The sequence below is a fragment of the Bacillus cereus group sp. BfR-BA-01330 genome (assembly GCF_022663885.1).
Classification (GTDB): Bacteria; Bacillota; Bacilli; order Bacillales; family Bacillaceae_G; genus Bacillus_A; species Bacillus_A cereus.
Map to the genome: position 1 here is coordinate 380694 of NZ_JAKUGK010000006.1, position 25251 is coordinate 405944.

Below are 25251 nucleotides of genomic sequence, written 5' to 3' on the forward strand. Positions count from 1 at the left end.
CTTTACTATTATTTGACAAACATAAGGGAATTCCTCCTAAAAATCTTAATATAACAAAAGATAATTTTATTTCATTGCAACTGCGTCTTTCAATATTCCATCATATAGTTCATTCCATTGATGGTAATGCGATGTAATTTCTTCACTCCAAATGTTCTTCATTTAATCTAGTAATTTCTATTGAATTATCTCTTTCTTTTAACTTATGAGCCAAACTTTCTACACCAAACACTTCTGTAAACGTATGACTGCCTACAATTAAATTAATCCCTTTAAATTTCGCATGTTGCACTGTATATAATGTTTTTTCACCTGTTATGTACGTGTCACACCCTTTTTCTAATGCACGTTCAATCAAATTTGTATTGTTTCCTGCACCGGTTAAAATCGCAATCCGTTTTACTGGTTTATCGTGATTTCTCCAGCTCTTCACTTTCTCTTCCATTCTTTCTTCAAGTTTTCCAACTAAGTTTGAAAAAGGAATCGCTTCTTTATATTCTCCTATTCCCGGTAGTTCTTCTTCCTCATACGTGGAATATTCCAGTATTGTATCTATCCCAATTCCGTTAAATAACGATGTACATGTGCCAAACTTTACAAAATCTAACGGCAAATGAATCCAAAAATGATTCATTTCATATTGCTTCAATTTCTCAATACAAGCCTCTTCCATACCAAATAAAAAACTCCACGGCGCATGATGTGTAACTATCATATCGACTCCATTTCTATACGCTTCTTCAATAGTTTCTAACGTTAAATTTGTTGTGTAACCGATTTTGTGAAATTCATCTTTACTTATATGAGTAAAACCATATTCATCATCGCCGTATTTATGAAGATGCTCTCCAAATAGTGATGTTATATGTTCGTTAAACTGCTTTATATTCATTTTATTTCTCCTTTCATTTACTTTTATATTTCAAAAATAAGGAAATACTAAATAAAAACGTTACATACATATAGGAGGACACCATGAAACCTGAATTTTTAAAAGCTGTACATGATGCCATTGGAAACGTCGAACATATTCATATAGAAGAAAGCGGTGCTGACAGCTTACTTATCCATCATGATGATGCACAGCAATTACAACAAGTCGCTAAAACGCTAGAAAATAACAATTTTCGCTCTGCTTTAAGAACAACTGGAGATGCTTCGTATATTGAAGTGTTGAACAGATAATGAAAGTCCGGATGTATGCCGGGCTTTCTTTTTTATATTAAAACTTCAAACTCTTTCACATACACCGCTGTTCCAGCAATATCTATTTGTAACTTTTCGTTTTCTATCCCTTTCGTTACATAAACAGTTACACGGCCATCTTTATTTATTTCCTGTCCTTGCTCAACGATTAAACCCAATTCATGTTCAAAATCTTTCTCTAAATACTCCGCATAATACGCTCCCATTACACCTGAAGCTGTTCCTGTCACTGGATCTTCAATCGTCCCAGCATAAGCTGACGAGAAATGACGGCCATGCATTTGTGCTAGTTCATCATAAGTTTCTAGACAAATTGGGTGAATAGAAGCATTAGGTATTTCTTTTAATACCGATGGAAATGCAGCATTATTAGGTTTCATTCTCTCACACGCATCTAGATTTTTAATCGGCACAATTACAGTCCAGTTTCCTGTACTTCCATATACTATCGGTAAACTTACATCTAAATCATTTACTTCTAAACCAATACTATGAGCTAATTCTTCTTTTGAACCTGCAAAATCTTTAAACTGAGGTGCTGTCTGCCTCATTTTAATAAAGGTTTCTCCATTTTCATTTACACCTATTTGTATCGGTAAAATCCCTGCCTTCGTTTCAATCGTAAGGTTACTTTTCTCTTCTAATAAACCTTTTTCGCGCAAGGCATATATCGTCCCTACTGTCCCATGACCACATAAATCCATTTCAAAACCAGGTGTAAAATAGCGCATTCTTATATCTCCTACTTCTGAGGAAAGAACAAAAGTTGTTTCGTTATATCCAACTTTTTCAGCAATAATTTGCATTTCCTCTTCCGTTAATCCATCTGCTTCTAATACAATACCTGCTGGATTACCCATACTCGGTTTATTCGTAAATGCGTCATAATGAAATACGTTTATAGTCTTCATTTTCTTTTCTCCTAACCTTCTTTAAAAATTTTATAATAAAGCTCTATCTCCGTTTTCAACGAACAATTATTTCTCCAAAATATTCTCTGCATCTTTTCATTTGAAGTATGTGTGCTTCCGATGTAATAAGTAGCCCCTATTTCCTTTAACATATGTAAAGATTGAAGATGCAGCCGGGAAGCAATTCCTTTCCCGCGATAATAAGGCATTACTCCAAATTAAAATAATCGCCCTTCACTTTCTGTTCCAGTTTCTATATGCGGTATGGACATACCAATCGGCTCATTTTTATCATAAAAAACAATACATGACTTTTCCCAGCCCTTACCTAACTCTGTTTGTACAGAATAAAAATGTTCATCGATAGTTAAAATTGAAGTTTGATTCCCTGAACCCGACATACATTGTTCCCAAATATATTTAAAATCTTTTTCCGATAACGTTCCTTCTGCTATTGATCGATATGTATATTGTCTTTCAAGCTCTTCTACATTGTTCAATTCTCTACATACTTCTATCTTTGCGGCATACAAAGAAAAACCGGCATCAAGTAACACTCTCACACTTGAGTTATGACTACTAAACCTCTTGTTTAATACAATACTCGCTCTTTTTAACTCCCAATTAAAACAAACCTCTTCAAATCTACTTATCTTTTCTTTATATGTTTGTACGTTATACAAAACGTCTTCTTCGATCTCTTCAATCGTTACTGCATTTGGTAAGCCATTTAATACTTTTTTAGAAGGGCCAAACAGATTCTGAATGATTGCAAGATCGTATATCACCATTTTAATTCCCCTACACCTGGCTCAATAAACTTGCCTGAAACATCCTCGTTTGAATCTATTACCCAATCATATATATTTTTTGCTTCTTCAGCGGGAGTCATATTCGCATCAAAAGCACCAATGTCAGTCTTTAATTTTCCAGGGTGAATAGCAGTTACATGAATTCCTTTATCCTCAAACTCTTGTTGTAAACAGAGCGTTAACATATTTTGTGCAGCTTTAGCAATTCGATATGAATATGAGAACTGACCTTGTGGAAACTCTTTGTTCGCCATTTTATGCAATGAACCTAACCGAGAGGACACATTTATGATTCTCGGATGATCCGATTTAGCTAAAGCCATATATGTACCTTTTACAGCTCGAATTACACCTAAGCAATGAATATTAAATAAGTCCGTTAACTCTTCTGAATTTGTATGTAAAACCTCAGTCTCCTTCCCAGTAATGCCAGCGTTATTTATAACTAGATCAACATGCTCTGTATATTCCTCAAGCTGCTTCTCAATTTGCTCCGTACTCTCATCAACCGATAAGTCTGCCAATATAGGAAAACATCTACAACTATACATTTGCTTCAATTGCGTTACCGCAACCTCAGTTCTAACTAACGGATAAACGATATGCCCCTTTTCATGAAATACTTTTACTAACTGTAACCCTAATCCCCGATTTCCACCTGTAATAACCACTCTCATATACTCATCTCCTTATTTTTAAAATAAATAAGAAAATCCATCCACTTACCATTCTCTAATGAAAATGCCTCTCTCTTGCATTCAAATGAAAAGCCTGCGCTTTCCGCAAGACGCACTGATGGCTCATTATCAACATGTATATGTAATTCGATTCTATGAAAATTAAGGCTATTAAAAAATAACGATAACGTAGCGTTTACACTTTCTACCCCATATCCATTTTTCCAATATTGATTATGAATAGAGTAGCCCATCATTGCCCACTGATAATCCATACGTAAAATTTTTATTAGCTCTAGCTTTCCAATATTAGCCCCATCTTCTTTACGAAAAATACCTAATACATACATCTCATCTCGATGTGCTGCTTCATCAAACCCTCTAATCCATTCCGTGAACCATTCTTTTGTTCGTGATGCCATAACTTGATAGCCATCGTCATATTTATACTGCGATGGCAGTCTCTTATTAAATCCATCTAACCAACTTTCGTAATCATCTTTTTGAAATGGACGGATAATGAGTCTATCCGTCTCTACTTCTAATAACGGTAGCTTCATTTAATTTCATCCCTCAAATTATTAATTGAATATTCTTTATTATCTTACACAAAATACAAAATCTAGTAAATTATTATGTTTTTGATACATAAAAACCCAGTCATGCTTTATACATAACTGGGTTCTCCATCGTTTCATAATTTTCTATTTCACAAGAACTACATCTCGTAATTCCCTCTTCAACACTTTTCCTAAAGCGTTTTTCGGTAACTCATCTATGAATACCACTTCTGGTATTTTGTAACTGGCTAATTTCTGTTTACAATACTGAGTAATACTTTCTTCTGTTAATATTGTTTCGCTATCCTTCACAATGAAAGCTCTTGGAACCTCTCCCCAAAAGTCATCTAGAACTCCAACTACTGCAACTTCTAAAACACCTTGTATTTCATGAATAACATCTTCTACTTGATCTGGATATACATTGTCACCACCGCGTATAATAACGTCTTTATATCTTCCCATAATATGCAGGAATCCATCGTCATCTATCATGCCAGCATCACCCATGTTAAACCAGTTATCTTTTACTACCTTCTTTGTTGCCTTTTCATTATTCCAATACCCTTTAAACATGTATGGACTTTTCACATGAATCTCTCCAACTTCATTTGTTGTTAGTTCATGTCCTGTTTCCGGATGAACAATTTTCACCTCTACATTTTTCAAGGTTTTTCCTACAGAAGACATCTTTTCTTTTCCCATCATTGGATGCCATGAGGTTACAACCCAACCTTCTGTACTACCATAACCTTGCACCATATAGATTCCTTTTTCCATATATTTTTGAATGAGTGTTTCTGGCACTTTTGTACCACCGCTTTGTGCCACTTTAAAGGTTGAAATATTACGTTCTTTTTTATTTAATTCATCAAGCATGTAACTATAAACAGCAGGGAACGCAAGCATCGTAGTAATTTTCTCTTCTTCAATCTTATCCCAAATAATAGCAGGATTCGAATCAGCTAAGAAAATCATCGTAACGCCATGATAAATACAATTTAAAATAGAAAGCACGCCACTCATATGGAACAATGGATGCACAGATAAAAAGCGTTCACCTGCTGGGATTTCTCTTTGTCCCGCAATTTCAGCAAAATAGTGATGTAAGTTTTTATGTCCAATTACACATGCTTTCGCCTGTCCAGTCGTTCCTGAAGTAAATAAGTAAATGGCGTCGTCTTCTTCATGAACTTCTACGTTCGGTTCTGTCGTTGGCTGTTTTTGCAGCTCTAATTCAAATGAACCAAAACCTTCTTTTGTCGTTTGAATTACATAAGGAATTTCTTTAACAGCATCAACATTTAATAACACTTCACTAAATTCTTCATCAATAACTAACACTTTTAATTTCGCTTCTTTTACAATTGTTTCTAATTCATATACAGTAAGCTGATGATTTAGCGGAATAAATACCGCTCCAATTTTTAAACTTGCCATCATAACGCTTGGAAATGGGTGATTATTTTTGCATAGTATTCCTATACGATCTCCTCTTTGCACACCATTATGTAACAAATAATGTGCAAGCTGATTTACTCGTTCATTATATTGCTGAAACGAATATCTTTTCTTCCCTCCTACAAGCGCTTCCAAATTTGGTGACTGCATTGCTCTCTTTTGTAATAATTGTCGCATCGTTCTCAAGTAAAACTCCCCTTTATATATGTTAGGTTTTTTATTTTACCAGATTAACTATTAATTTACTAAAGATTACACTTAGTGAATATAAGAAGAATATAAAATAGCCATTTACTTCACAAGTAAATGGCTATTTTTCATTATATATTAGAATACTTCTTGTTCATTACATATTGCACATACTCAGGTGCACTTTTATCAATCTCTTCATCACTTAGTTTATATTCTGCACCATATAAATAAAAGGAAGGTATAAATTCCATACCTGTATATAGGCATGTAGCTTGGAATGGTTTCGTCAACTCATCCATTGTAATCCCACTATTTTCATAGTCTTTTTCTAATCCACCTATAGAAATAGCTACACCAAATTCTTTCCCCTTCACTTTATCTCCTTGTGATCCGTACGCAAATCCATATGTTAATACATCATCGAACCATTTTTTTAATAATGGTGGTGAGCTGTACCAGTAAAGCGGAAATTGAAATATATATCTGTCATGTTCTACTAATAACTTTTGCTCTTGTTCAATATTAAACTCCCAATTTGGTGCCACCTTATATAATTCATGCACCGTAATTTCATCTGAATGTTTCTCAAGTTCTTCTATCCATCTTTTATTAATTTTTGATTTTTCAATATGAGGGTGTGCTACAATTACAAGTGTTCTCATCATTTTCCAGCCCCTTTATAAATTAATCAATCCTTTACGTATTAGTATGAATGAGTTACATATAATTGAAAAGTACGTACTTTCAGGTACTATAGGAACCTTGAAGTACCTTTGGAGGTGTTATATGAATCAAAATGATAATTGCCCAATTGCAACAACACTCGATGTAATCGGTGGAAAATGGAAAGTTCATATTTTATGTATTTTGTCGGATGGAAAAATGCGAACAAATGAAATTAAACGAGAAATCCCAAACATTACACAAAAGGTTCTTACACAACAACTTCGGCAACTTGAAGCTGATGGGATTATCTATCGTACCGTATATCAAGAAGTACCACCAAAGGTTGAGTACACCATAAGTGAATACGGAAAATCTTTAATGCAAATAATGAATGATCTGTTTGAATGGGGAAAAGATCATCAAATTAAAAGATTACATGACTAAAAAAGCACTATATACTTTGTTTAATCCTCTACGTTCATATTTTTTATTTCTATAAAGTTTATTTTCATCATTTTTTAGCTAACTTGTTTTCTTAGATTGATGGACGTGACCCCACATCCATCAATCTAAAAAGATACAATTAGAAAAATGAAATTTCTATAAAGTTTCGCATATAAACACTACTTCCGCCTCATTAAGCGCTCGCTCTACTTTTTCTAATCTCAATTGTACGTAAGCTATAAAGAAGCACCCCTAAACCGAGAATTTTTTCATTATTAGACACATTAGAACCTAAGGTAATAGTAGGTACATTTAAACCCATAAACCTTTCACTCCATTCTATAGGCATATAAAAAGATACTCCTTAAAAATAAAAAACGCTATTCTCTCTGTAAAATCATAGAAAAGAATAGCGTTTTTTATTTTGAAATAGAAGTCATTATTTAAACTAAACATGCTAATATTGATTTTGTGCGATTGTCAGTTACCTCATAATAAATTTCTAATCCTTTCCGAGTACCTGTAACCATTTTAGCAGCTTTTAGTTTAGATAAATGTTGACTAATTGTACTTTGAGGCATTTGTAAATCCCCATACATTGTTGTTACATTAGTAGGACCTTTTGCAAGCATTATTTTTACTAAAGATAGACGAACTGGATGCGCCAATACCTTTAACACCTCAGCGATTTCTTGAAACATTTCTTTTTTTTCTTTCATCTTATTTCTCCCCTTTTATATACATATTTATGTTATCCATATATATAATTCGAAGGTATATGCGTTTTTATGTCCGTCATTTTAAAAAAATATAAAAAAACTTTAATCCGAAACTAAAGGATTAGCTTAACATACTGTCTCACTATTCATAATGAATAGGAATCTCGTTATAGAAGCAGCAGTTTTTATGCTACAACTCTACATTCAACTAACTAAAACTAATGAAAAAAAGAGCAGATAGTCCGCTCTTTTATGATGCCTCCTTATGTTCCGTGGAATGTTTAACACTCCCCAGTCTCTTTAGTTTATTCCACCCTACCGCTACTCCTCGAAGCGATGAGAATATAGATTTAATGACAACATAAGTCATAAATTGACGATAAATAAAACGTTGTAAAATTAACCATACTAATGGTTTCGGATTTTCTTCCTCTAATTTAAATGCGAACAGAGAAGCGAAAAGATCCATTAAAAAGAATACAAAATAAAATCCTAAAACTTTTAGCGGATTACTACTAAATAGTCCTATAATCATTAATATATCTGCAAAAGGAGCAATGAATTGCAGAACATATTGGAATAACCACATGTTAGGCAGTGCAATAAACCCTAACGTTTTATGTTTTGAATTACACAACGCTTTTCGATGTTTCCAAAGACATTGAAGTGTACCATATGACCAACGATATCGCTGTTTAATGAGACTTTTCACATCCTCAGGTGATTCCGTAAAAGCATGCGCTTTTTCTTCATATACAATTCTATGCCCTTGACGTAAAAATGTAATAGTAAGATCGGTATCTTCTGCTAATGTATCTTCGCTTAAATATCCAGATTCAACTACATTCTTCTTGCGCCACGCCCCAATAGCTCCTGGAACTACTGTAATACAATTTAACTCATCAAAAGCTCTACGTTCTAAATTAAACCCTGTAATATACTCAACATGTTGCCAAGTAGTTAACAAATTCCGTCTATTCCCCACTTTGACATTACCTGAAACTGCAGCTACATTCTGATCTTCAAAGTGTCTAACCATTAAAGAAATAGCGTCTTGCGCAATAATAGTATCCGCATCTAAAGTGACAATGATTTCTCCTCGCGATTGTTGAAACCCTAGGTTCATTGCCGATGATTTCCCGCCATTTCCTTTCTGAATGAAACGAACTTTAGGGTGTTTATAAAATGTTTCTTTCATTACTTTTGACGTACCATCTGTCGATCCGTCATCCACAACAATAACTTCAAATTCTCTATAATTACTATTCAAAATTGAGTGAATCGTCTTGGCTATCACCTTTTCTTCATTATATGCCGCTATGACAACACTAACAAAAGGTTGATAAGACGAATTAATATAGCGAGATAACGTTTTTCTTTTCTGCTTCCATGCAAAATAAATTAAGAATAAAAATCGAAAAATCCCTAATCCAATAGCAATATAAAAAATAGTAGTTAATATATGTTTAAAGTATCCCGCTCCTGAAAAGACAGCTTTATTGTAAAGTAAATATTGCTTCCCCTCAGAAGAAACAGGAGGCATAATTTCATCTCGTTCTTTATTCATTAAATCTGAAATTGTTACAAAACTATATCCATGCTTTTTTAGGTCTTTAATAATGATTGGGAGCGCCTCTACTGTATGTGTACGATTCCCTCCCGCATCATGGAGAAGAATAATATTTCCCTCTCCCTTATAAATGGGATTAAGAGCACGCTTTACTAATTCATTTGTTGATGGTGTTGCCCAGTCTTCGGGATCAACTTTTTCCGCTACCATTGTATAGTTCATATTTTGTGCACGTAAAATAGGCAATATTTCATTTGATGAATCCGGGTTAGCATCCGCTTCATATGGCGGTCTAAATAAAACCGTAGAATGTCCAGTTACTTCCTGAATTAAACGTTGCGTCGTATTAAGTTCTACTTTCGTTCGCAGTAAAGACGTATCAGCTATGTTAGGATGCTTGAAAGTATGATTGCCAATTTCATGCCCTTCATCGTATATTCTTTTTACAATACTAGTATTTAGTTGTGCGTTTTCACCAAGTACAAAAAAAGCAGCTTTTATTTGATTCTCTTTTAATATATCTAAAATTTCTGGCGTATATTTCGGGTCTGGTCCATCATCAAATGTTAATACTACTTGTCTCCCATTTGGTTTTCCATATCGTTGCACTTCATATGCAGATGGTAAGGATTGATATACTTCATCTGTAAGGTAACCATCTTTGCCTACTTTAAAATCTCTCAATCCATTTTTTCTTTCATTCTCAATCTGTAAAATTTCACCTTGTCCAGAATAATTTACTTCATCTAAACTATTGATTTTATGTAATACATTAGGATTTTTTTGTACCTCAATCGGATTTTTTAAAACGTTCCATATTGTAGGATCTTCTGCTCCTAATCTCCATAGCGCAAATCCATTTACATTATTGTCCATTGCGATTTTCACTTGATTATAGAGAGTAACGCCATCTAAGAACCAAGCAGTATGTTCTTTCTCTCCTGTTTTATATCTAAAATAAGGGTTCCCACTAATCTTATCCCATTGAATTTTCATATTTGAATCATGAGCCATTGCCATAACTTCTGAGAAAGTTAAAGATTTCGCAGCTTCTTTACTATTTACTTCCCAATCATACCCATAGTTACCGAAAGCAACTATAAGTTTATTAGACGGAATATTCAGTTCTTTCAATGTATGTTGGAACCACTTATTTGAAGCAATTGGTCCTGGTTCCCCGGCTCCATAGTGCTCATCGTACATCATTACAATCATTCGATCTATTATTTTTGCTAACGCACTATAATCAAAAGCCTTATCATTAGCTGGAACATCTTGTGTAACGAGCAAATCATGTTGATGAAATTCCGTAGTAAGTTCTTTCATAAAATTTGTTAAGTTTTCTCTATCACTTTCAGGTACGGCCTCAAAGTCAATATTAATTCCTGAAAAATGATTCTTTTTAACTTGGCTTACTAAATCATTAATAAACTTTGTCTTTACATCATTTGAGGAATTCAGTAACTTATGAATTAGCCCACTATCAGGACCAGAAGCTTCCTCAGTATAATTAGTAAGCAAAGGCATAATCTTCACTTGATTTTTTTCTGCCAACTTTACTATCTCAGGTTTGATTTCACTTCTAATCGTTAAATCTGCTTTTAAATGATACCACTCTGGTACTAACGTAGTTAAGGAATCGATATTTTCTTTTAAAGAAGCGGTACTATTTTCATCCCAGTTTACATAAAAACCATACACTTCTTTAGGTTGTTTACTATCCTTCGGCGGATTCACCAAATTTTCATTATCCTTCGTTCCGGTATTTGGGTTAAATTCTTCCTTCTTTAACTGCTGATCACTAAGTTTTTGATTAATTGGTACAAGTTTAGTATCTTGTTGTACAGCGGTATTCATATTTGGAATTTCTGGTGTTGAAAAAATACTTTGAAAGAAAAAATAAAATAAAACACCTACACTAACTATTGAGATACATAGAAACGAAATAAAGGCTATGTTTCTCCTTCCTTTCGGATCATAAAAAACAGGTTTTTCTTTATCTTTCTCTTGTTGAATGTTTTTCTCCATTATATTTTTCACATACTCCTTCTTAATAGAACTATAAAATAATAAAGTGCAACTTTAATCAGCCCTCACCAATTGGGCATTTACAAGCAGCCCAACTCCCACCTAACTTCTTTGCTCCAGCCAAATTTTGAGATGGGAGTTTTACTGCCCACAATAGCGAGAGAAATCCTTTTAGCTTTGAAATGAATCTCTCACTTCCATATTCTATTGATTCTTCTTTTCATTCCCTTGCTGGTGGCCTCTATTTTCTTGTTGAGACCCCCTACCGTTGTTCCCTTGCTCGTTTCCGTCATTTTCTTTCTGGGATCCTCTTCCATTGTTCCCTTGCTGATTCCCGTTATTTCCTTGTTGAGGATCTCTTCCATTGTTCCCTTGCCCATTTCCATTATTCCCTTGTTGAGACCCTCTTCCGTTGTTCCCTTGCTCGTTCCCATTATTTCCTTGTTGAGACCCTCTTCCGTTGTTCCCTTGTCCATTTCCATTATTCCCTTGTTGTGATCCTCTTCCGTTGTTCCCTTGCCCATTTCCATTATTCCCTTGTTGTGATCCTCTTCCGTTGTTCCCTTGCCCATTTCCATTATTTCCTTGTTGTGATTCTCTTCCGTTGTTCCCTTGCTGATTCCCATTATTTCCTTGTTGAGCTTCTCTACTGTTATTCTCCTGTTGATTCCCTCTATTTTCTTGCTGAGATCCTCTTCCATTGTTTTCTTTTATTTGCTTCGATGGCTGTCCCTCTGTTTTCTTTTGTTCTTTCTGCTCTTGCTTTTCATATTTTTTTTCTTTTACAGGAGATAAATCCATTGATGCATCAGGAGATGACTCCGGCTGTGATTGCACCTCTTCTTCATTTTCCACCGGATTAGGCGGCGTGGCAGGAGGAGTAAGCGATTTGTTTTTCTCATTCTCTTGCTTTATATAGACACCTGTGCCAATTCCAGCTTTTCTAGCATTCTCTCGTACTTGCATCGTGCTACTTTGATATTCAACTGTAATATGTTTTAACTCATATTCTTTCTTCAATTCTTTCATTGCCTTTTCTAACTGTGGTTCTAGCGCCTTGTCCTTTGCAACTGCTGTTAGCATAACTTGCTTATCATTCGTTAAATACTTATCCTCTTGACTTTGCTTTATAATAGTACGTATTACTTCTTGTAATTGTTTATTTTCCCATTGCTTCAATTCTTTTAAAATACGCCTTCCATCATCATTACAAGCCTGTAAATCTATAACACGAAAATCCTTCGTTACGCTCACCTCTAAACTTGGATTTATATCAACTGAGACGTAAGCAAATACTTTTTCTTCTGGTTGGTTGTAGAAAAACAGCACTGCAAATAGAAAACAAGCAACAAGTATTGATGCAGGTTTTAGAAAGGAAGGGATCGAAAAATGCGATGCTTTTTGTTCTTGCTCATCAAATGAGATTTCCTCCCCGATCATGCAAGAATCCCCTTTTCTTTTACACGTAATAAACTCTCCATTTGGTGTTAAAACAACTACGCTATGCTTTTTTATATCCATCACAATTCCTTTATTCATCATGCTTTTCCCCTCTTATGTAATCCAGAATATATGTATAGTTGTTTGCAAAAATAATACACATTGCAATAATGTATTTTCTATGTCGTTCCAACGTTTTACGACTTACCCTAACACGCGGTTCAATATGTTTAAGCGGTAACTTTTTCTTTCGGAACAGCTCTTCCATCATTTCCTCTTCTTTTATAATAATTTTTACAATTTCTATTAAGTGCTCACGCGTATCACGATGCTTAGGAGATTCTTTAGCAAGCTCTGAGAATGTGATTTTAAACTCAGCTAGCACACTTTGAAAATGAAGAATTTCCTCCTTACGGTTACTATTTTCCATCTCTTTCATATACTCTGTAAGCGACACTTGCATTTCTAACATTTCCTCTTGCTCATCTTCTTTTAAAAAGACAAAGTTATGTTTAGACTCCTTACGTATATAGTCAATTACATCTCTTTTTATAAGAAGATCAGCAAACGCTAAAAAGGATTTTCCTTTTGTATAGGAATACTGTTCAATTGCTTCGTTAAACGCAAACAATCCAATGCTATATTCATCATCCTGTTCTGTAATATATCGGCGGCAGACAGATGAAATTGATTTTCTAATAAAAGGCTGATACTGTACGATAAATGCTTCTTTATCTGCTTCGTTGTTTTGTATGTTATATACGATATCTTCTATTTTCGGTTTTCTTAAGATCTTCATTACTAAACTCAACACTTGTAATCTCCCAGCCTCCTTCAAATAGCAAAATGGCCACTACAAAAGTGACCATTTAACCAGATTTTCTTGGTACTTTTCTTCGGTCTTGTTTTCTTGCTGTTAGTTATATTTTTCGAGTCTAACTTTTTCCAACGTTTTCTTAATGATTTTCCTTTTCTCTCGGCACTACAGTTAGGTTTGTATTTTTATCTACTTTCTTATTTTCTACCGTTCGTTTTGCTTATTCTTTTTCTATTTTATCTGCAATCCTTGAATAACTCTCCTCTATACCATTGGTAATTTCATCCTTTTATTTTGGATGCCCACCTAATCTAGTAATTTTATTAATGCTTTATATTCTTTCATAGTCATTTTTCTTCTATTTATTTTCTTCACTATACATATTCGGAGGAATACATAGTTTTATGGGGGTCAAAAAATATTTTCATAAAAAAATACATATTTATTTCAAAAATAAAAACCACCAATTTGAAAAAGGATAATCAAATTGGTGGTTTTCTTATAATATCTATTAAATTAAGTTGGATTCTCATTATATCTAAAAAAGTACTAGCTATCCTCTTCTGATTTTCTCCATTTTTATCTTTCTTGGTTATCATAATATGTCTTATCTGCGTATTTTCTATCATTTCCTTTTAGATAAGCTAAAATTACTTTTGGATTTTTAAGTAAAGTCCAGTCTCCATATGTATCAAATCTTCTGCATGAAGTTATCATTCCATTTTTAATAGTACCGAATTTCTTATTTTTTTTCTTTCCCCACTCTTTTAAACGTTTAGCGAAATCTGCATCTTCTGCCATAAGCATGTTTTCATTAAATCCGTTGATTGCCATAAAGTCTTTTCTATAGCACCAAAAAATCCCTACAGATATAGCTCCGTACTTAAAAAGTAAGGGGATTATGATTAACATTGCGGAGAGAAATATTCCTAAAGATATTCTTTCAAACTTACCATTCACCCCACCACCAATGTATGTACCTGAAGCTAAATATTTATCCACATTAAACAACATAGACTCTGTCATTATGGTATCAGCGTCTATAGTAACGATTATTTCTCCACTAGCTATTTTAGCCCCTGCATTTCGAATTTTAGATAAGTTTTTATCGTTATTTTTCAATGTAACACAATTATAAGATTTTGCTATTTCCTCTGTTTTATCTGTACAACGATTTAAAACAACTATAACTTCCGTTTGCTCTTTATATGCCTCTGATGCCTTTGCAATTGAATCTAAACATTTTCTAATGTACTTTTCTTCATTATGCGCAGGAATTATAATAGAAAACTTCACATCTTTTTTCAAATTAACTTCTAAAGATTCGTTTGTCTCAGTCATAATATTCCCCCCTTATTTTATAAGGTAAATATCTACTATACATAAATTATATTAATATTTATTAGGTTATATTATAGAAACTGAAGGTAAAGAGGCTCTTACTGTCGACGTTCAAAAGCAAGACGTACAGCAAGCCCCATTAAAACACTTGCCATAAGCCAAAGCTGTACTCGTAGCCACGTCGGGCGTGTGCCAAACCATTTTGCAATTTTACTTGCTGTACATACAATTACAAGGTTAACTATAAAGCTAACAGTGATTTGCGTAAGTCCCAAAACTGCACCTTGAAAAAGCAACGATCCCTTCTCTGGATCTTCAAATTGAGGTAGAAGTGATACATACAAAATAGCAATCTTTGGATTCAAAAGTAACCTATCCGTAGAGCTACTAAAACTACTACGAATAAAGCAAAGCAACATGTAATATTTCGAATCCACTTTTGTATATCACCAAAATACCTTTCTATATATAGCGTTGATAGTAAGCATAAGAAATAAAACAAAGAAAGAAAGGCAGCGAGGTATAGGTCCATTTTTATCTTCATGGCTGGAATTATACTCCTTACCAAACTTCTAAATGAAATGTATAGCTAAGTAGTTACCTTATTTTTCAAAAAAATTCTGATTATTTCTTTTTCACTTCTTCTACAAATTCCCATGTCTCTCCGTTATCTTTTGATTGATAAAGTGCACTACTATCGCCATTGTAGTCTCCATCTGCCCCTTGTCCAACTAACATATTAAAAACCCCATCTTTCTCATATGGCATACTAGGTGAATCAAAAGGACTTATTGTGGACTGTGTATGATCTAATTTCACTTCATGCGGCGGATATTCTACCTTTTTAAAAGATACTCCCCCATCATCTGTGCGATATAACTCTCCTTCATTACCAGAAGGCCTAATTGCTCCTAAAAACCCAAGTTTATCATTTATAAAAGTGATTCCTGATACACTACCAATCCCCCCATTAAATGGGTCTGGATTGATAACCTCCCATGTTTTCCCTTCATCACTAGTCTTGCTTAATGAATAAAAGGCGCTCCCTAATGCTTTATCTGTCATATTTAGTTTATAACCAACTTCTTTCGATAGGAAAAACTGTTCTTTTTCATTCTTTAAATCTTGTTGTTTCTTCTCTTTAAGCATATCTTCTTTTGGAGGCGTCTTTGATTTACTCCAACTTGCGTCACTTATTAAATTATATCTAGCAGGGACTAGCTCTTGCTCTTTTCCAGGGACAAATATAGATACAGTATATCCAATGATATCAGAAGCTGCTTTTTTAAGACTCTGTCCCTTACCATCCTCAGTAATATTAATAATTCCCTCTGTATTGGATCCCCAATTTCTTTTTCCATAATAAATCAACCCATACTTACTTTCATTCCATTTTCTAACCGTTTGCTTAACTGGAATCGCCTTAACCGTTTCAATTAAAGGTTCTACTAATTTATCATCATTATAATCAGGCTTTGCGTATCCGTCTCGTATTATAGTAATATCTTCTGACTTCTTCTTATTATAAGAGATTAAATAAGTTTCTTCTTTCCCATCATCATTTTTCCCATAAACAAATGTATCAAACGCTGTGATTGTTCCATCTGAATGAAATGTAAGATCAAAATCAGTTGCCATATACAATTTCTTTGGCAAAGGATATTTTTTATTTATATCTTCAAAAATACCTTCTACTCCAGACTTATATATATTATTATGTTTAAGTTTAACTGACCTTTCATGTTTTAACTTTTCTATAAACCATGCCAATTTACCATTGTAATTTATTGCACTTTTATAAATCTGCATCCCATAAAATGATGTAATTGCAACAATAATGATAATAGAAATGGATCTCCATGCTATTGAATTTGTTAATTTTTTAGATTCATATTCTCTATTTTTTATCACCCGCATTGTAGTAAATATAGTTATGGATATAAAAAGTACTATACATAATAACAAAATGTAAATATTATAATTCATTCTTCCGTACTTACAGTATAAGGCCAACTCATAACAAAAAATTCCGTATACAATTATTAGTATTGGATTTGTTACTAATGACAGAAGTATCCTTTTTGTATTTTCTCTAAATATAGAAACCACCCCTAATTACATGAATTACTGATATTAAGTATACTTTATTGTAAAGTAACAAAAAAGCTATTTAATCTTGCCGCAAAAAATACAATAGACATCTTTCTATTAAAGCCGTTTACAAATCTAGTTGTTTCATAGACAATGGATTTTTGAGTGAATACTAAAGTTGCTTCATTTATATGAATTACAAATCCAAGCATGATGCTTAATAAAAAAATAAATCCTGTCATACGCCCCTGTGTAATGGAACGAGAAATAAGATAAATCAAAATAGGCCCAGGTGAACAAACCATACTAAGTAAAACAAGCGCAAAAGCTAGCAAAGTACTCAGGCTCACCATAAACCTTCCTTCTTTATCTTACATAAAATTTCCTATTGTACATTTTATCATGATTGAGGAGAGAAAAGATTAATATAAACCGATGCAGCTAAGTAATAGTATCGGATCAAATGTAGTGTAATCACATATTTCTCATTCTCTTAAGTAAGGACTAAAAATAACCTATCCATAGAGCTACTAAAACCACTACAAATAAAGCAAAGCAACATGTAATATTTCGAATCCACTTTTGTATATCACCAAAATACCTTTCTATAAATATAGCGTTGATAGTAAGCATAAGAAATAAAACAATATAAGTAAAAGATCCCAATTTATCGTTAAATTTTTCATTAGTAAATGTACTTACATGAAGGAATAGAAAAACAAACGTTACTATGAATAGCTCAAATAATCTTTTTTTATTCAATCTGCCACCACCTTACAGCAATTCCCTTTTATTCCATTTCATCAGAACATACTGTGTAGCAGTATATGAATATTATATTCATTTCAAAAAGGCCAACAATACAAGATCGTTAGCCTCTACTTTCTATATTCGCACCTTTTATCACTTTACTTCCTAACAACCGGAATCCACATTTCACCAAATACTAAGCCATTTCTCTGTCCCATCTCAACCGTTGTATTCGGTCCACCAACGTAGGCAAAATCCTTTGCTTCTGGTAAAGCTTGACCGAAGGCGATGCCAGTAAGCTTATTACTTAGCTCTTTAGCCGTTTTGTCTTCCCCTTTCACTACTAAGTATTCTCCCCTCGGAAACTGAATCACTCTAGATTCTTCTTCTATTTGTGCTTCTGTCATGACACCCGCATAATACATCATTTTGTTATTCACCGCTTCGCTCACGGAAAAAATGTATTCATTTGTAGCTAAAGCTTTTAAAGTGTCCAGCCTTCCATCTTCTTTAACAGCCGACCAAAAGTCTTCCTTTTCTTTATTTATTCCAGCAAAGTCTGTGTATTCACTCTTAATTTCAGTTCCAATACCTAACACAATAAAGCTATCTTTTTCTTCTATAGAATAATTTTTCATATTCAAAACCTGCCTCTTTTTTTATTAATCAAACGATTTATCTTTTCATCTGATACGTTTATAATACCTTTAAACCATGTCAAAAAATGATACTGTTTAGGAGACTAAAATGAAAAAAGTTGAACGGATTAATACAATTATGCGGTATATCAACAACCGCTCTCACTTTACAATTTCTGAAATTATACAAGAATTTAACATATCACGGTCGACAGCTATTAGAGACATTAGAGAAATTGAAGCTATGGGAATGCCACTTGTCGCTGAAGTTGGGAGGACCGGGGGATATTTTGTTATGCACAACTCTATCCTGCCCGTTGTTCGCTTTACTGATAATGAAGTGAAAGCTCTTTTTATTGCCTTTATGGCTACAAGGAATCAACAACTTCCCTACCTAAAGAGTCGTCAATCTTTAGCCGAAAAACTACTAGGACTCATCTCAGAAACCCAGCAAGATGATCTCGTTCTTTTAAATCAACTCTTGCTTTTCCAAGGGACTAACCCTCATAATCCCGATCTACTTGAGCTTTCTGATCTCCCCCATCCTATGTTAGAAAAACTCATTCAAATCCTTCTTTTGGATAACCATTTATTGATTACTATGAAAGAAGATGAAGAAATCAAGTCTTATCCAATTTATCTATTGCACCTTTATCAAGAAAAAAGCCATTGGATCATTGAAGGGTTTGACTTAAAAAAAGAAAAGAAGATGATGTTTCCTGTCGATGATCTCATTAATATCGAACCATACACGACGAACAAAAGGCTAAATAAGAAAAAGATTTTAGAAAAACTAAGTAAGAAGGACGAAGCAATTAACCTTGTATTTGAACTTGGTCCGACAGCAATTGCCCAGTTCAAAAAATACCATCCTTTAAAAATTTCAATATCTTATACTAATCCTTACCAATCCACAGCCATTTTACAAACTTTTATCAATGTTAACAATCCCGATGAAATGACGGAAATAATAAATTGGCTGCTTTTTCTAGGGAAGGATATTAAAATCAAAGAAATTCCCGATGAAGTATTAGCAGATTTACAAAAACGAGTGTGCTTATACATTCCATAAGCAGTGAGCCTCAAATATTAAGCTTTATGGACAATTATTCTATTTTTAAATACCATTTCATTTACTACAATGAGAGCATGATAAATAATAAAAGCACGGAAAATCTCCCGTGCTTTTCTAAATATATATTATTCCTGAAGGTTTCGTTTATCTCGTTTCTTACCCTAACTGACGTTTAAATGCTTTACTGGCGAAAAAGTAAGAAATAATCATTATACCTACGCACCAAGCGAGCGCAATCCAAATATCGTTTCCAACAGTTCCTTCATATAAAAGAGCACGAATCGCATTCACGATTGAAGTTACAGGCTGATTCTCTGCAAACGCACGAACAATTTTTGGCATCGTTTCGGTAGGCACAAAGGCCGAACTAATAAATGGAAGAAAAACTAGCGGGTACGAGTAAGCAGTCGCCCCTTCCATAGACCTCGCTTTCAATCCTGGAATGATAGCTAGCCATGTTAGCGCCAGCGTAAACATCCCAAGTATCCCAGCTACCGCGAGCCAATCTAGAATATTAGCACTGGAACGGAAACCCATTAAGAGTGCAACAAGAATAACCACCACGATAGTAAGTACATTAGCAACCAGAGAGGTTAGAACGTGAGCCCACAATATCGATGAGCGCTTAATAGGCATCGTAATGAAACGTGCCATCAGCCCACTCTTTACATCCATAAAGAGTCGCACGGAAGTGTAAGCTACACCGGATGCGATAGCCATTAGCAAAATTCCCGGCAATAAATAATTAACGTAGTTTTCCGTTCCAGTTTTTATTGCGCCGCCAAACACGTAGACAAATAATAGCATCATCATAATCGGTGTAATCGCTACTGTAATAATTGTATCCGGACTGCGCATAATGTTACGCATTAAACGACCTAGTAATACACCTGTTTTACTTTTCATTTACATCTCCTCCTTTTTGCCAATGATCGCAAGGAATATTTCTTCCAATGTCGGTTGCTTCTCGATATACTCCACTTTTGCTGGCGGGAACATCTCTTTTAGTTCAGCAAGAGTACCTGTCGTAATAATTTTTCCGCCATGCAAAATAGCGATACGGTCTGCCAGTTGTTCTGCTTCCTCCAAGTACTGAGTCGTAAGCAAAATAGTTGTACCGCTACCAGCAAGTTCCTTGACTGTATCCCACACTTCGATTCGCGCTTCAGGATCAAGTCCAGTCGTTGGTTCGTCAAGAAAAATAACTGCTGGCGCCCCAATCAAACTCATCGCGATATCAAGCCGGCGCTTCATCCCGCCTGAATACTGATCTGCCCTTTGGTTTGCCGCATCAGTCAGACTAAATCTTGCAAGTAGATTGTCAGCAACTTGAGCGGGATTGGAAACACCACGTAATTTGGCGATCATTATCAAGTTTTCCCTCCCAGTCAGCATACCGTCTAAAGCTGCGAACTGCCCTGTCAAACTGATACTTTGACGAACATGATCTGATTGACTCTGTACATCAAATCCACAAATACTTACTTTACCGCTATCTTGCTTCATTAGTGTCGAAAGGATGTTGACCGTTGTCGTCTTTCCCGCTCCATTTGAGCCTAGCAGCGCGAAAATTTCTCCACGCTGCACCTCAAAATCTACCCCTTTTAAAACTTCCTTGTCTTTAAAGGATTTTTTCAAGCCTTTTACAGAAATCGCTGCATGACTCATACTTTTTTCCTCCCTATAAAAATGTTTTGCGAAGACTATTTATTTACCTCTATCTATTTAGTATCACCGATATTCTGTATTACTTAGTACCGAGTTAAAAATATAACTGAATAGCTATGATGGCAATTCATATGTGTAACCAGCTAATCAGTCGGTACTAATTATTCCATTTATTTTTTTCTCAATTTCTTCATAATACTTTCATTCAAATCTTCACGATACTTGGAGACGTAAGTTTTAGCATTTGCCACTAGTTCGTCAGCAAAGGAAGCCACGTCATCCCCAGTAATGTCAAGCACTTGTCTTCCTTCCGCTGCACCCGCTTCGAACAAATCGATTAATTCATACTGTATGTGTAACATATCCATCCCGTTACCCGCTGAAAAATTCCACATGTAGTTTTGAATTTTCTTAAATACAAATTGGTAGTCCTCTGGCAGAGCCTCAACTCGTGCCATCATCATTTTGTACTCTTTTTTATCACCAATTAACTTTTTGAACATTTCTAACATCTTATTTTCCTCCTTTTTTATAAAACCGAACAAGAAATTTCCAAAGTATCGGCCGGAACATTTTATCTTATGAACCTATTTTGACTTCAAGACGTTAATTTTTGACGATACAAAATCCCATTTTTCCCAAAACAATTCAAGCTCCTGGCGGCCTTCTTCATTTAATGAATAAAACTTACGAGGCGGTCCCATATCTGATGGTTTCTTTTCAATATTCACAAGCTTTTTCTTCTCTAATCGTACGAGGATGGTATACACCGTACCTTCCACAACTTCGGTAAACCCAAGATCATTCAGGTGGCGGGTAATCTCATAGCCATACGTTTCACGGCGACTAATGATTTCCAGTACACACCCTTCCAGTGAACCTTTCAGCATTTCAGTTAAATTTTCCATGTCCTGATCCTCCTTTACCCCCTATTCTGTCTGACTTATATTTAGTATCACAGAGTACTAAGGCGAATTTTTTACTGAATAGTTTTTGAGTAAAACCACACTATTCAGTATTACTTATTACAACTACATTGTATGACTAAGTAGCGATGAATGTCAACTGATTTTCAAATTTTTTCTATAATCCGCTATTACCTATTGTCTACTGAAAATATTTTGAGAAACAACACTACTCAGTATTGCTTATTACAACTACATTGTATGACTAAGTAGCGATGAATGTCAACTCGATTTTATATTTTTTTCTAAAATCAACTATTACCTATTCGATACAGCCTGTTTTCTTTTTTTAATTTCCCCATACCTATCCCACTAAGAAAAGAAACTACCCCAAAATAAAAATTCTACATTTTTGTTTTGGGGCACTATACTATACCAAAGTTAATAAATATGGCTAGCTCTTCTTATTTAATAAGACAGATCATTTTTTTGTTACGATAACATCATACCTATGTCTTCTGCTGCATTTGTAATTAGTTTTAAACCAAATGTTTCTTGTAATACATCAAGCACGCCAGGTGAAATAAATTCAGGAGCCTTTGGACCGATGCGAATATCTTGAATCCCAAGACTAAATAGCCCGAGTAAAATGGCAACCGCTTTTTGTTCAAACCATGATAGCACAATACTTACTGGCAATTCATTCACCTCACATTGGAAAGCATCAGCTAATGCAGCCGCTATTTTCACTGTAGAAATGGAATTATTACACTGTCCTAAATCAATGTAACGCGGAATTTCCGTACCAGGTACAACACCGTAATCTACATCATTAAAGCGGAATTTTCCGCAAGAAGTTGTTAAAATAACTGTTTCTTGCGGAAGCGACGTTGCTAATTCACGATAATATTCTCCGCCTTTTCCCGGTGCATCACAACCGGCGATAACAAAGAAACGCTTTATTTTCCCTTCTTTTACTGCATCAATAATTTCTGGAGCTAATGACAATACTGTATTATGATGAAAGCCTGTCACTAACTGTTCATCTGACTCCATATGTACTTCTGGAAGTTCTAGCGCTTTTTGAATCAATGGTGTAAAATTATCATTTTCAATTTTTTGTACACCTTCTAAACCTGCAATATCATATGAAAAGAATCGATCAGAGTACGATCCTTTAATTGGCATAACACAGTTCGTTGTAGCTAATATGGCACCAGTAAATTTTTCAAAAAGGCGTCTTTTATCATACCATGCCTTGCCGATGTTTCCTTTTAAATGTTTATATTTTTTCAGCTGCGGATATCCGTGTGCTGGTAGCATTTCAGAATGTGTATAAATATTAATGTCTTTTCCTTCTGTTTGCTTTAATAGTTCTTCTAATGCAAATAAATTATGGCCCGTAACTACAATTGCTTTACCTTCTACACGATTTTGTGTAATTTGTACAGGCTCTGGCACACCAAAATGATTCGTATGTGCCTCATCCAATAACTCCATCACCCGTAAAGCTGATTTCCCAACTTTCATAGCCATATCAATATGCTCTTGTTCGTTAAAGTTAGAATTTGTTAATGTCATATATAAAGCTTCTTGTGTTGTAGCATCTACAAATGCATCCGTATACCCTAGCTGAGCAGCATGTGTGCGATAAGCTGCAATTCCTTTTAGCCCAAACACAATCGTATCTTGTAAACTCGCAATCGTTTCATTCTTGCCACAAACACCCATTACTTTACATCCGCCTGTTGGCGTTTGTTCACATTGATAACAAAACATATCATCCCACCCTCTCCCAATCATTCATTACACCTTAAGCATAATACCCATTGAAAAAAAGTGATGTGATATCAATCACAATAATATATAAAGATTTGTGACAGTTCATATTGTTGACATAATACTTTTATTGACATCCAAAAAATATACATTAGTGTGCACACATCTTTCGATACTTTTAAATAGCTAAATAATTAATTTGGAGAAATATATACAACGAAAAAATTTTTTTGAATCCCTTATACAAATAATTGCAATTCATCTCATATGAAAATAGCGTATTTTTTATTTTAAGGAACTATCATTTTTTTATTAAAGCCTTCATTGTAAACCTCTTTATTTACAATACATTTACACTATCTTAACATTACTTACATTATTTATATGATATATTTATATAGAAGCTACTTAAGAAATTTCATATACATTTTATCTTTATGATCTCTAATCTAATCAATAAAAAGATCATGTTATATTTTTATAACAGGGGTGAATTACGATGACTGAAACTTTAAAAACACTTATAATGCTTGATGCTACTTACGTTGTTATTGCAATTATGACAGTACTAGTATTTGTATACTTGGAATTAAAATCTCAGTAATATATGCTGACGTAATCGACAGATTCAGCATTTAAATATAGTTAGAAGAAAGAAAGGAGAAAATTATTTCTCCTTTCTTTTGTATTTCTACAATTTCTTATTTTAATAAATCCAATGTATGTAAAAGTAATCCCTTGTCTCCTACTTCTCCATGACCAGGTACTACCGAATTTATATTTCCATATCGCTTCAGCACATTCTCAATCGATGTAGACCATTCATTTACATACGCATCCGCAACATTTCCTAAATCTTTAGCTTCCGCAGATTTTACTAAACAGCCTCCAGCTAAAATTTGATATTGTGGCAACCAAACAACAATATTATCTTCTGTATGTCCTTTCCCTGGATAGAACGTTTCTACTTTTGTATTGCCAAACTTCAAACTCATAATTGTTTGTAAATCTCCAAGCGGCTCTTCATATCCACTGTTCTTTGCTAGTTCTGCGGTTAATGCTGTACTATGCGCTTTAATGCCTCTTTCTTTCAACGCTGTTATTCCGCCAATTCGATCAGCGTGCGCATGTGTAATAATGACATCTGTTACGCGCTTCTGAAATTTCTTTTCTACCATTTCTATTAGTTCCTTCGTTAATTTGTTATCCCAAGAAGAATCAACAAGTACTAGCCCTTTAGAAGTATTAAGAACTAGACCGTTCGAAGGAACTGCTTCTCCATTAAAATAACCTAACTCCGTATGAACCCATACATTCTTGTTTAACTGAGATATTGAAATAGTTCCCGTCTCATTTTTGATTACTATTTGCTCTACCTTTTGTGATGCTTGTACAGAAGAAATCGTGCTAACAAATTGAGTTGTTCCTAGTAAACTTACACATAATCCTACTTTTAACAACGTATTCTTTTTCATGTTATCAACCCTTTCTTTCAAGCTAA

24 protein-coding genes and 4 pseudogenes are annotated in these 25251 nt (G+C 34.3%); 3 read left to right on the forward strand and 25 right to left on the reverse strand.

All coding sequences use genetic code 11. The features are described from left to right. Positions 1-142: 142 nt before the first annotated feature. Positions 143-892 (reverse strand): Nif3-like dinuclear metal center hexameric protein, encoded by a 750-nt coding sequence (locus MR112_RS19320; protein ID WP_078186962.1) that lies wholly within the window; start codon positions 890-892, stop codon positions 143-145. An 83-nt stretch (positions 893-975) separates the two neighbouring features. Here MR112_RS19320 and MR112_RS19325 point away from each other — a divergent pair, with 83 nt between their 5' ends. After that, entirely contained in the window at positions 976-1185 is a 210-nt protein-coding gene (locus MR112_RS19325) for a hypothetical protein (protein ID WP_000801653.1), read from the forward strand. Positions 1186-1217: 32 nt separating this feature from the next. Here MR112_RS19325 and MR112_RS19330 read toward each other — a convergent pair whose 3' ends face one another. The 6 genes and pseudogenes from MR112_RS19330 to MR112_RS19355 all read right to left on the reverse strand — a co-directional run bounded on the left by MR112_RS19330 (position 1218) and on the right by MR112_RS19355 (position 6481). Further along, entirely contained in the window at positions 1218-2117 is a 900-nt protein-coding gene (locus MR112_RS19330) for a PhzF family phenazine biosynthesis isomerase (RefSeq protein ID WP_017673107.1), read from the reverse strand. 11 nt (positions 2118-2128) lie between these two features. Then, a pseudogene (locus MR112_RS19335) lies at positions 2129-2905 on the reverse strand (GNAT family N-acetyltransferase). Beyond that, a complete protein-coding gene (locus MR112_RS19340) occupies positions 2902-3606 on the reverse strand; it encodes an SDR family NAD(P)-dependent oxidoreductase (protein WP_242245218.1) in 705 nt (234 codons plus the stop codon). Before MR112_RS19340 ends, MR112_RS19335 begins: the two are co-directional and overlap by 4 nt. Next, a complete protein-coding gene (locus MR112_RS19345; RefSeq protein ID WP_078186965.1) occupies positions 3603-4166 on the reverse strand; it encodes a GNAT family N-acetyltransferase in 564 nt (187 codons plus the stop codon). Before MR112_RS19345 ends, MR112_RS19340 begins: the two co-directional genes overlap by 4 nt. 144 nt (positions 4167-4310) lie before the next feature. Next, a complete protein-coding gene (locus tag MR112_RS19350; RefSeq protein ID WP_078186970.1) occupies positions 4311-5804 on the reverse strand; it encodes a class I adenylate-forming enzyme family protein in 1494 nt (497 codons plus the stop codon). Positions 5805-5947: 143 nt separating this feature from the next. After that, positions 5948-6481, reverse strand: coding sequence for an NAD(P)H-dependent oxidoreductase (locus MR112_RS19355; RefSeq protein WP_002164479.1), 534 nt, complete (start codon positions 6479-6481; stop codon positions 5948-5950). 124 nt (positions 6482-6605) lie between these two features. Between MR112_RS19355 and MR112_RS19360 the strand changes: the two genes are divergently transcribed. After that, complete coding sequence (locus tag MR112_RS19360; protein ID WP_001072980.1) at positions 6606-6929, forward strand: winged helix-turn-helix transcriptional regulator; 324 nt, start codon at positions 6606-6608, stop codon at positions 6927-6929. Between the two features lie 193 nt (positions 6930-7122). Here the strand turns inward: MR112_RS19360 and MR112_RS19365 are convergent, their stop codons facing one another. From MR112_RS19365 to MR112_RS19420, 12 genes and pseudogenes are all read right to left on the reverse strand, one after another. Beyond that, complete coding sequence (locus MR112_RS19365; protein ID WP_166669637.1) at positions 7123-7278, reverse strand: hypothetical protein; 156 nt, start codon at positions 7276-7278, stop codon at positions 7123-7125. Between the two features lie 94 nt (positions 7279-7372). Then, positions 7373-7648: an ArsR/SmtB family transcription factor gene (locus tag MR112_RS19370; protein WP_000660066.1), complete on the reverse strand. Its 276-nt coding sequence runs from the start codon at positions 7646-7648 to the stop codon at positions 7373-7375. A 250-nt stretch (positions 7649-7898) separates the two neighbouring features. After that, entirely contained in the window at positions 7899-11246 is a 3348-nt protein-coding gene (locus MR112_RS19375; RefSeq protein ID WP_242245232.1) for a trifunctional glycoside hydrolase family 18/polysaccharide deacetylase/glycosyltransferase family 2 protein, read from the reverse strand. A 204-nt stretch (positions 11247-11450) separates the two neighbouring features. After that, positions 11451-12788, reverse strand: coding sequence for an anti-sigma factor domain-containing protein (locus MR112_RS19380; protein ID WP_078186967.1), 1338 nt, complete (start codon positions 12786-12788; stop codon positions 11451-11453). After that, positions 12778-13500 carry an RNA polymerase sigma factor SigI gene (gene sigI / locus MR112_RS19385; RefSeq protein WP_242245219.1) on the reverse strand — a complete coding sequence of 241 codons (723 nt, stop codon included), beginning with the start codon at positions 13498-13500 and terminating at the stop codon, positions 12778-12780. Before sigI ends, MR112_RS19380 begins: the two co-directional genes overlap by 11 nt. Before the next feature lie 582 nt (positions 13501-14082). Further along, a complete protein-coding gene (locus MR112_RS19390; protein ID WP_078186969.1) occupies positions 14083-14844 on the reverse strand; it encodes a glycosyltransferase family 2 protein in 762 nt (253 codons plus the stop codon). 98 nt (positions 14845-14942) lie between these two features. Next, positions 14943-15212 (reverse strand): annotated as a pseudogene (locus MR112_RS19395) (LysE family translocator); the annotation flags it as partial. Continuing rightward, positions 15206-15347, reverse strand: a pseudogene (locus MR112_RS19400) (DUF3963 domain-containing protein); the annotation flags it as partial. The pseudogenes MR112_RS19395 and MR112_RS19400, both read right to left, overlap by 7 nt. Before the next feature lie 121 nt (positions 15348-15468). Further along, positions 15469-16953, reverse strand: a complete 1485-nt coding sequence (locus MR112_RS19405; RefSeq protein WP_370658492.1) for a WD40/YVTN/BNR-like repeat-containing protein — start codon at positions 16951-16953, stop codon at positions 15469-15471. Positions 16954-17122: 169 nt separating this feature from the next. Then, a pseudogene (locus tag MR112_RS19410) lies at positions 17123-17288 on the reverse strand (LysE family translocator); the annotation flags it as partial. A gap of 151 nt (positions 17289-17439) precedes the next feature. Beyond that, positions 17440-17697 (reverse strand): DUF3963 domain-containing protein, encoded by a 258-nt coding sequence (locus tag MR112_RS19415; protein WP_001036214.1) that lies wholly within the window; start codon positions 17695-17697, stop codon positions 17440-17442. Between the two features lie 146 nt (positions 17698-17843). After that, positions 17844-18323 carry a GyrI-like domain-containing protein gene (locus MR112_RS19420; protein WP_002041563.1) on the reverse strand — a complete coding sequence of 160 codons (480 nt, stop codon included), beginning with the start codon at positions 18321-18323 and terminating at the stop codon, positions 17844-17846. Between the two features lie 109 nt (positions 18324-18432). Between MR112_RS19420 and MR112_RS19425 the strand changes: the two genes are divergently transcribed. Beyond that, positions 18433-19395 (forward strand): helix-turn-helix transcriptional regulator, encoded by a 963-nt coding sequence (locus MR112_RS19425; RefSeq protein ID WP_063225552.1) that lies wholly within the window; start codon positions 18433-18435, stop codon positions 19393-19395. A 159-nt stretch (positions 19396-19554) separates the two neighbouring features. Here the strand turns inward: MR112_RS19425 and MR112_RS19430 are convergent, their stop codons facing one another. The 6 genes from MR112_RS19430 to bla2 form a co-directional block, all read right to left on the reverse strand. After that, on the reverse strand, positions 19555-20304 hold the full coding sequence (locus MR112_RS19430) for an ABC transporter permease (protein ID WP_075678096.1): 750 nt from the start codon (positions 20302-20304) through the stop codon (positions 19555-19557). Next, positions 20305-21066 (reverse strand): ABC transporter ATP-binding protein, encoded by a 762-nt coding sequence (locus tag MR112_RS19435; protein WP_242245220.1) that lies wholly within the window; start codon positions 21064-21066, stop codon positions 20305-20307. It abuts the gene before it with no gap. Positions 21067-21236: 170 nt separating this feature from the next. Next, positions 21237-21578, reverse strand: coding sequence for a DUF1048 domain-containing protein (locus MR112_RS19440; RefSeq protein WP_000891986.1), 342 nt, complete (start codon positions 21576-21578; stop codon positions 21237-21239). A gap of 75 nt (positions 21579-21653) precedes the next feature. Further along, positions 21654-21974, reverse strand: coding sequence for a PadR family transcriptional regulator (locus tag MR112_RS19445; protein WP_000429487.1), 321 nt, complete (start codon positions 21972-21974; stop codon positions 21654-21656). 489 nt (positions 21975-22463) lie between these two features. Further along, positions 22464-23750 (reverse strand): hydroxylamine reductase, encoded by a 1287-nt coding sequence (gene hcp / locus MR112_RS19450; RefSeq protein ID WP_242245221.1) that lies wholly within the window; start codon positions 23748-23750, stop codon positions 22464-22466. A 701-nt stretch (positions 23751-24451) separates the two neighbouring features. Beyond that, positions 24452-25225 carry a BcII family subclass B1 metallo-beta-lactamase gene (gene bla2, locus MR112_RS19455; protein WP_078188016.1) on the reverse strand — a complete coding sequence of 258 codons (774 nt, stop codon included), beginning with the start codon at positions 25223-25225 and terminating at the stop codon, positions 24452-24454. Between the last annotated feature and the right edge of the window lie 26 nt (positions 25226-25251).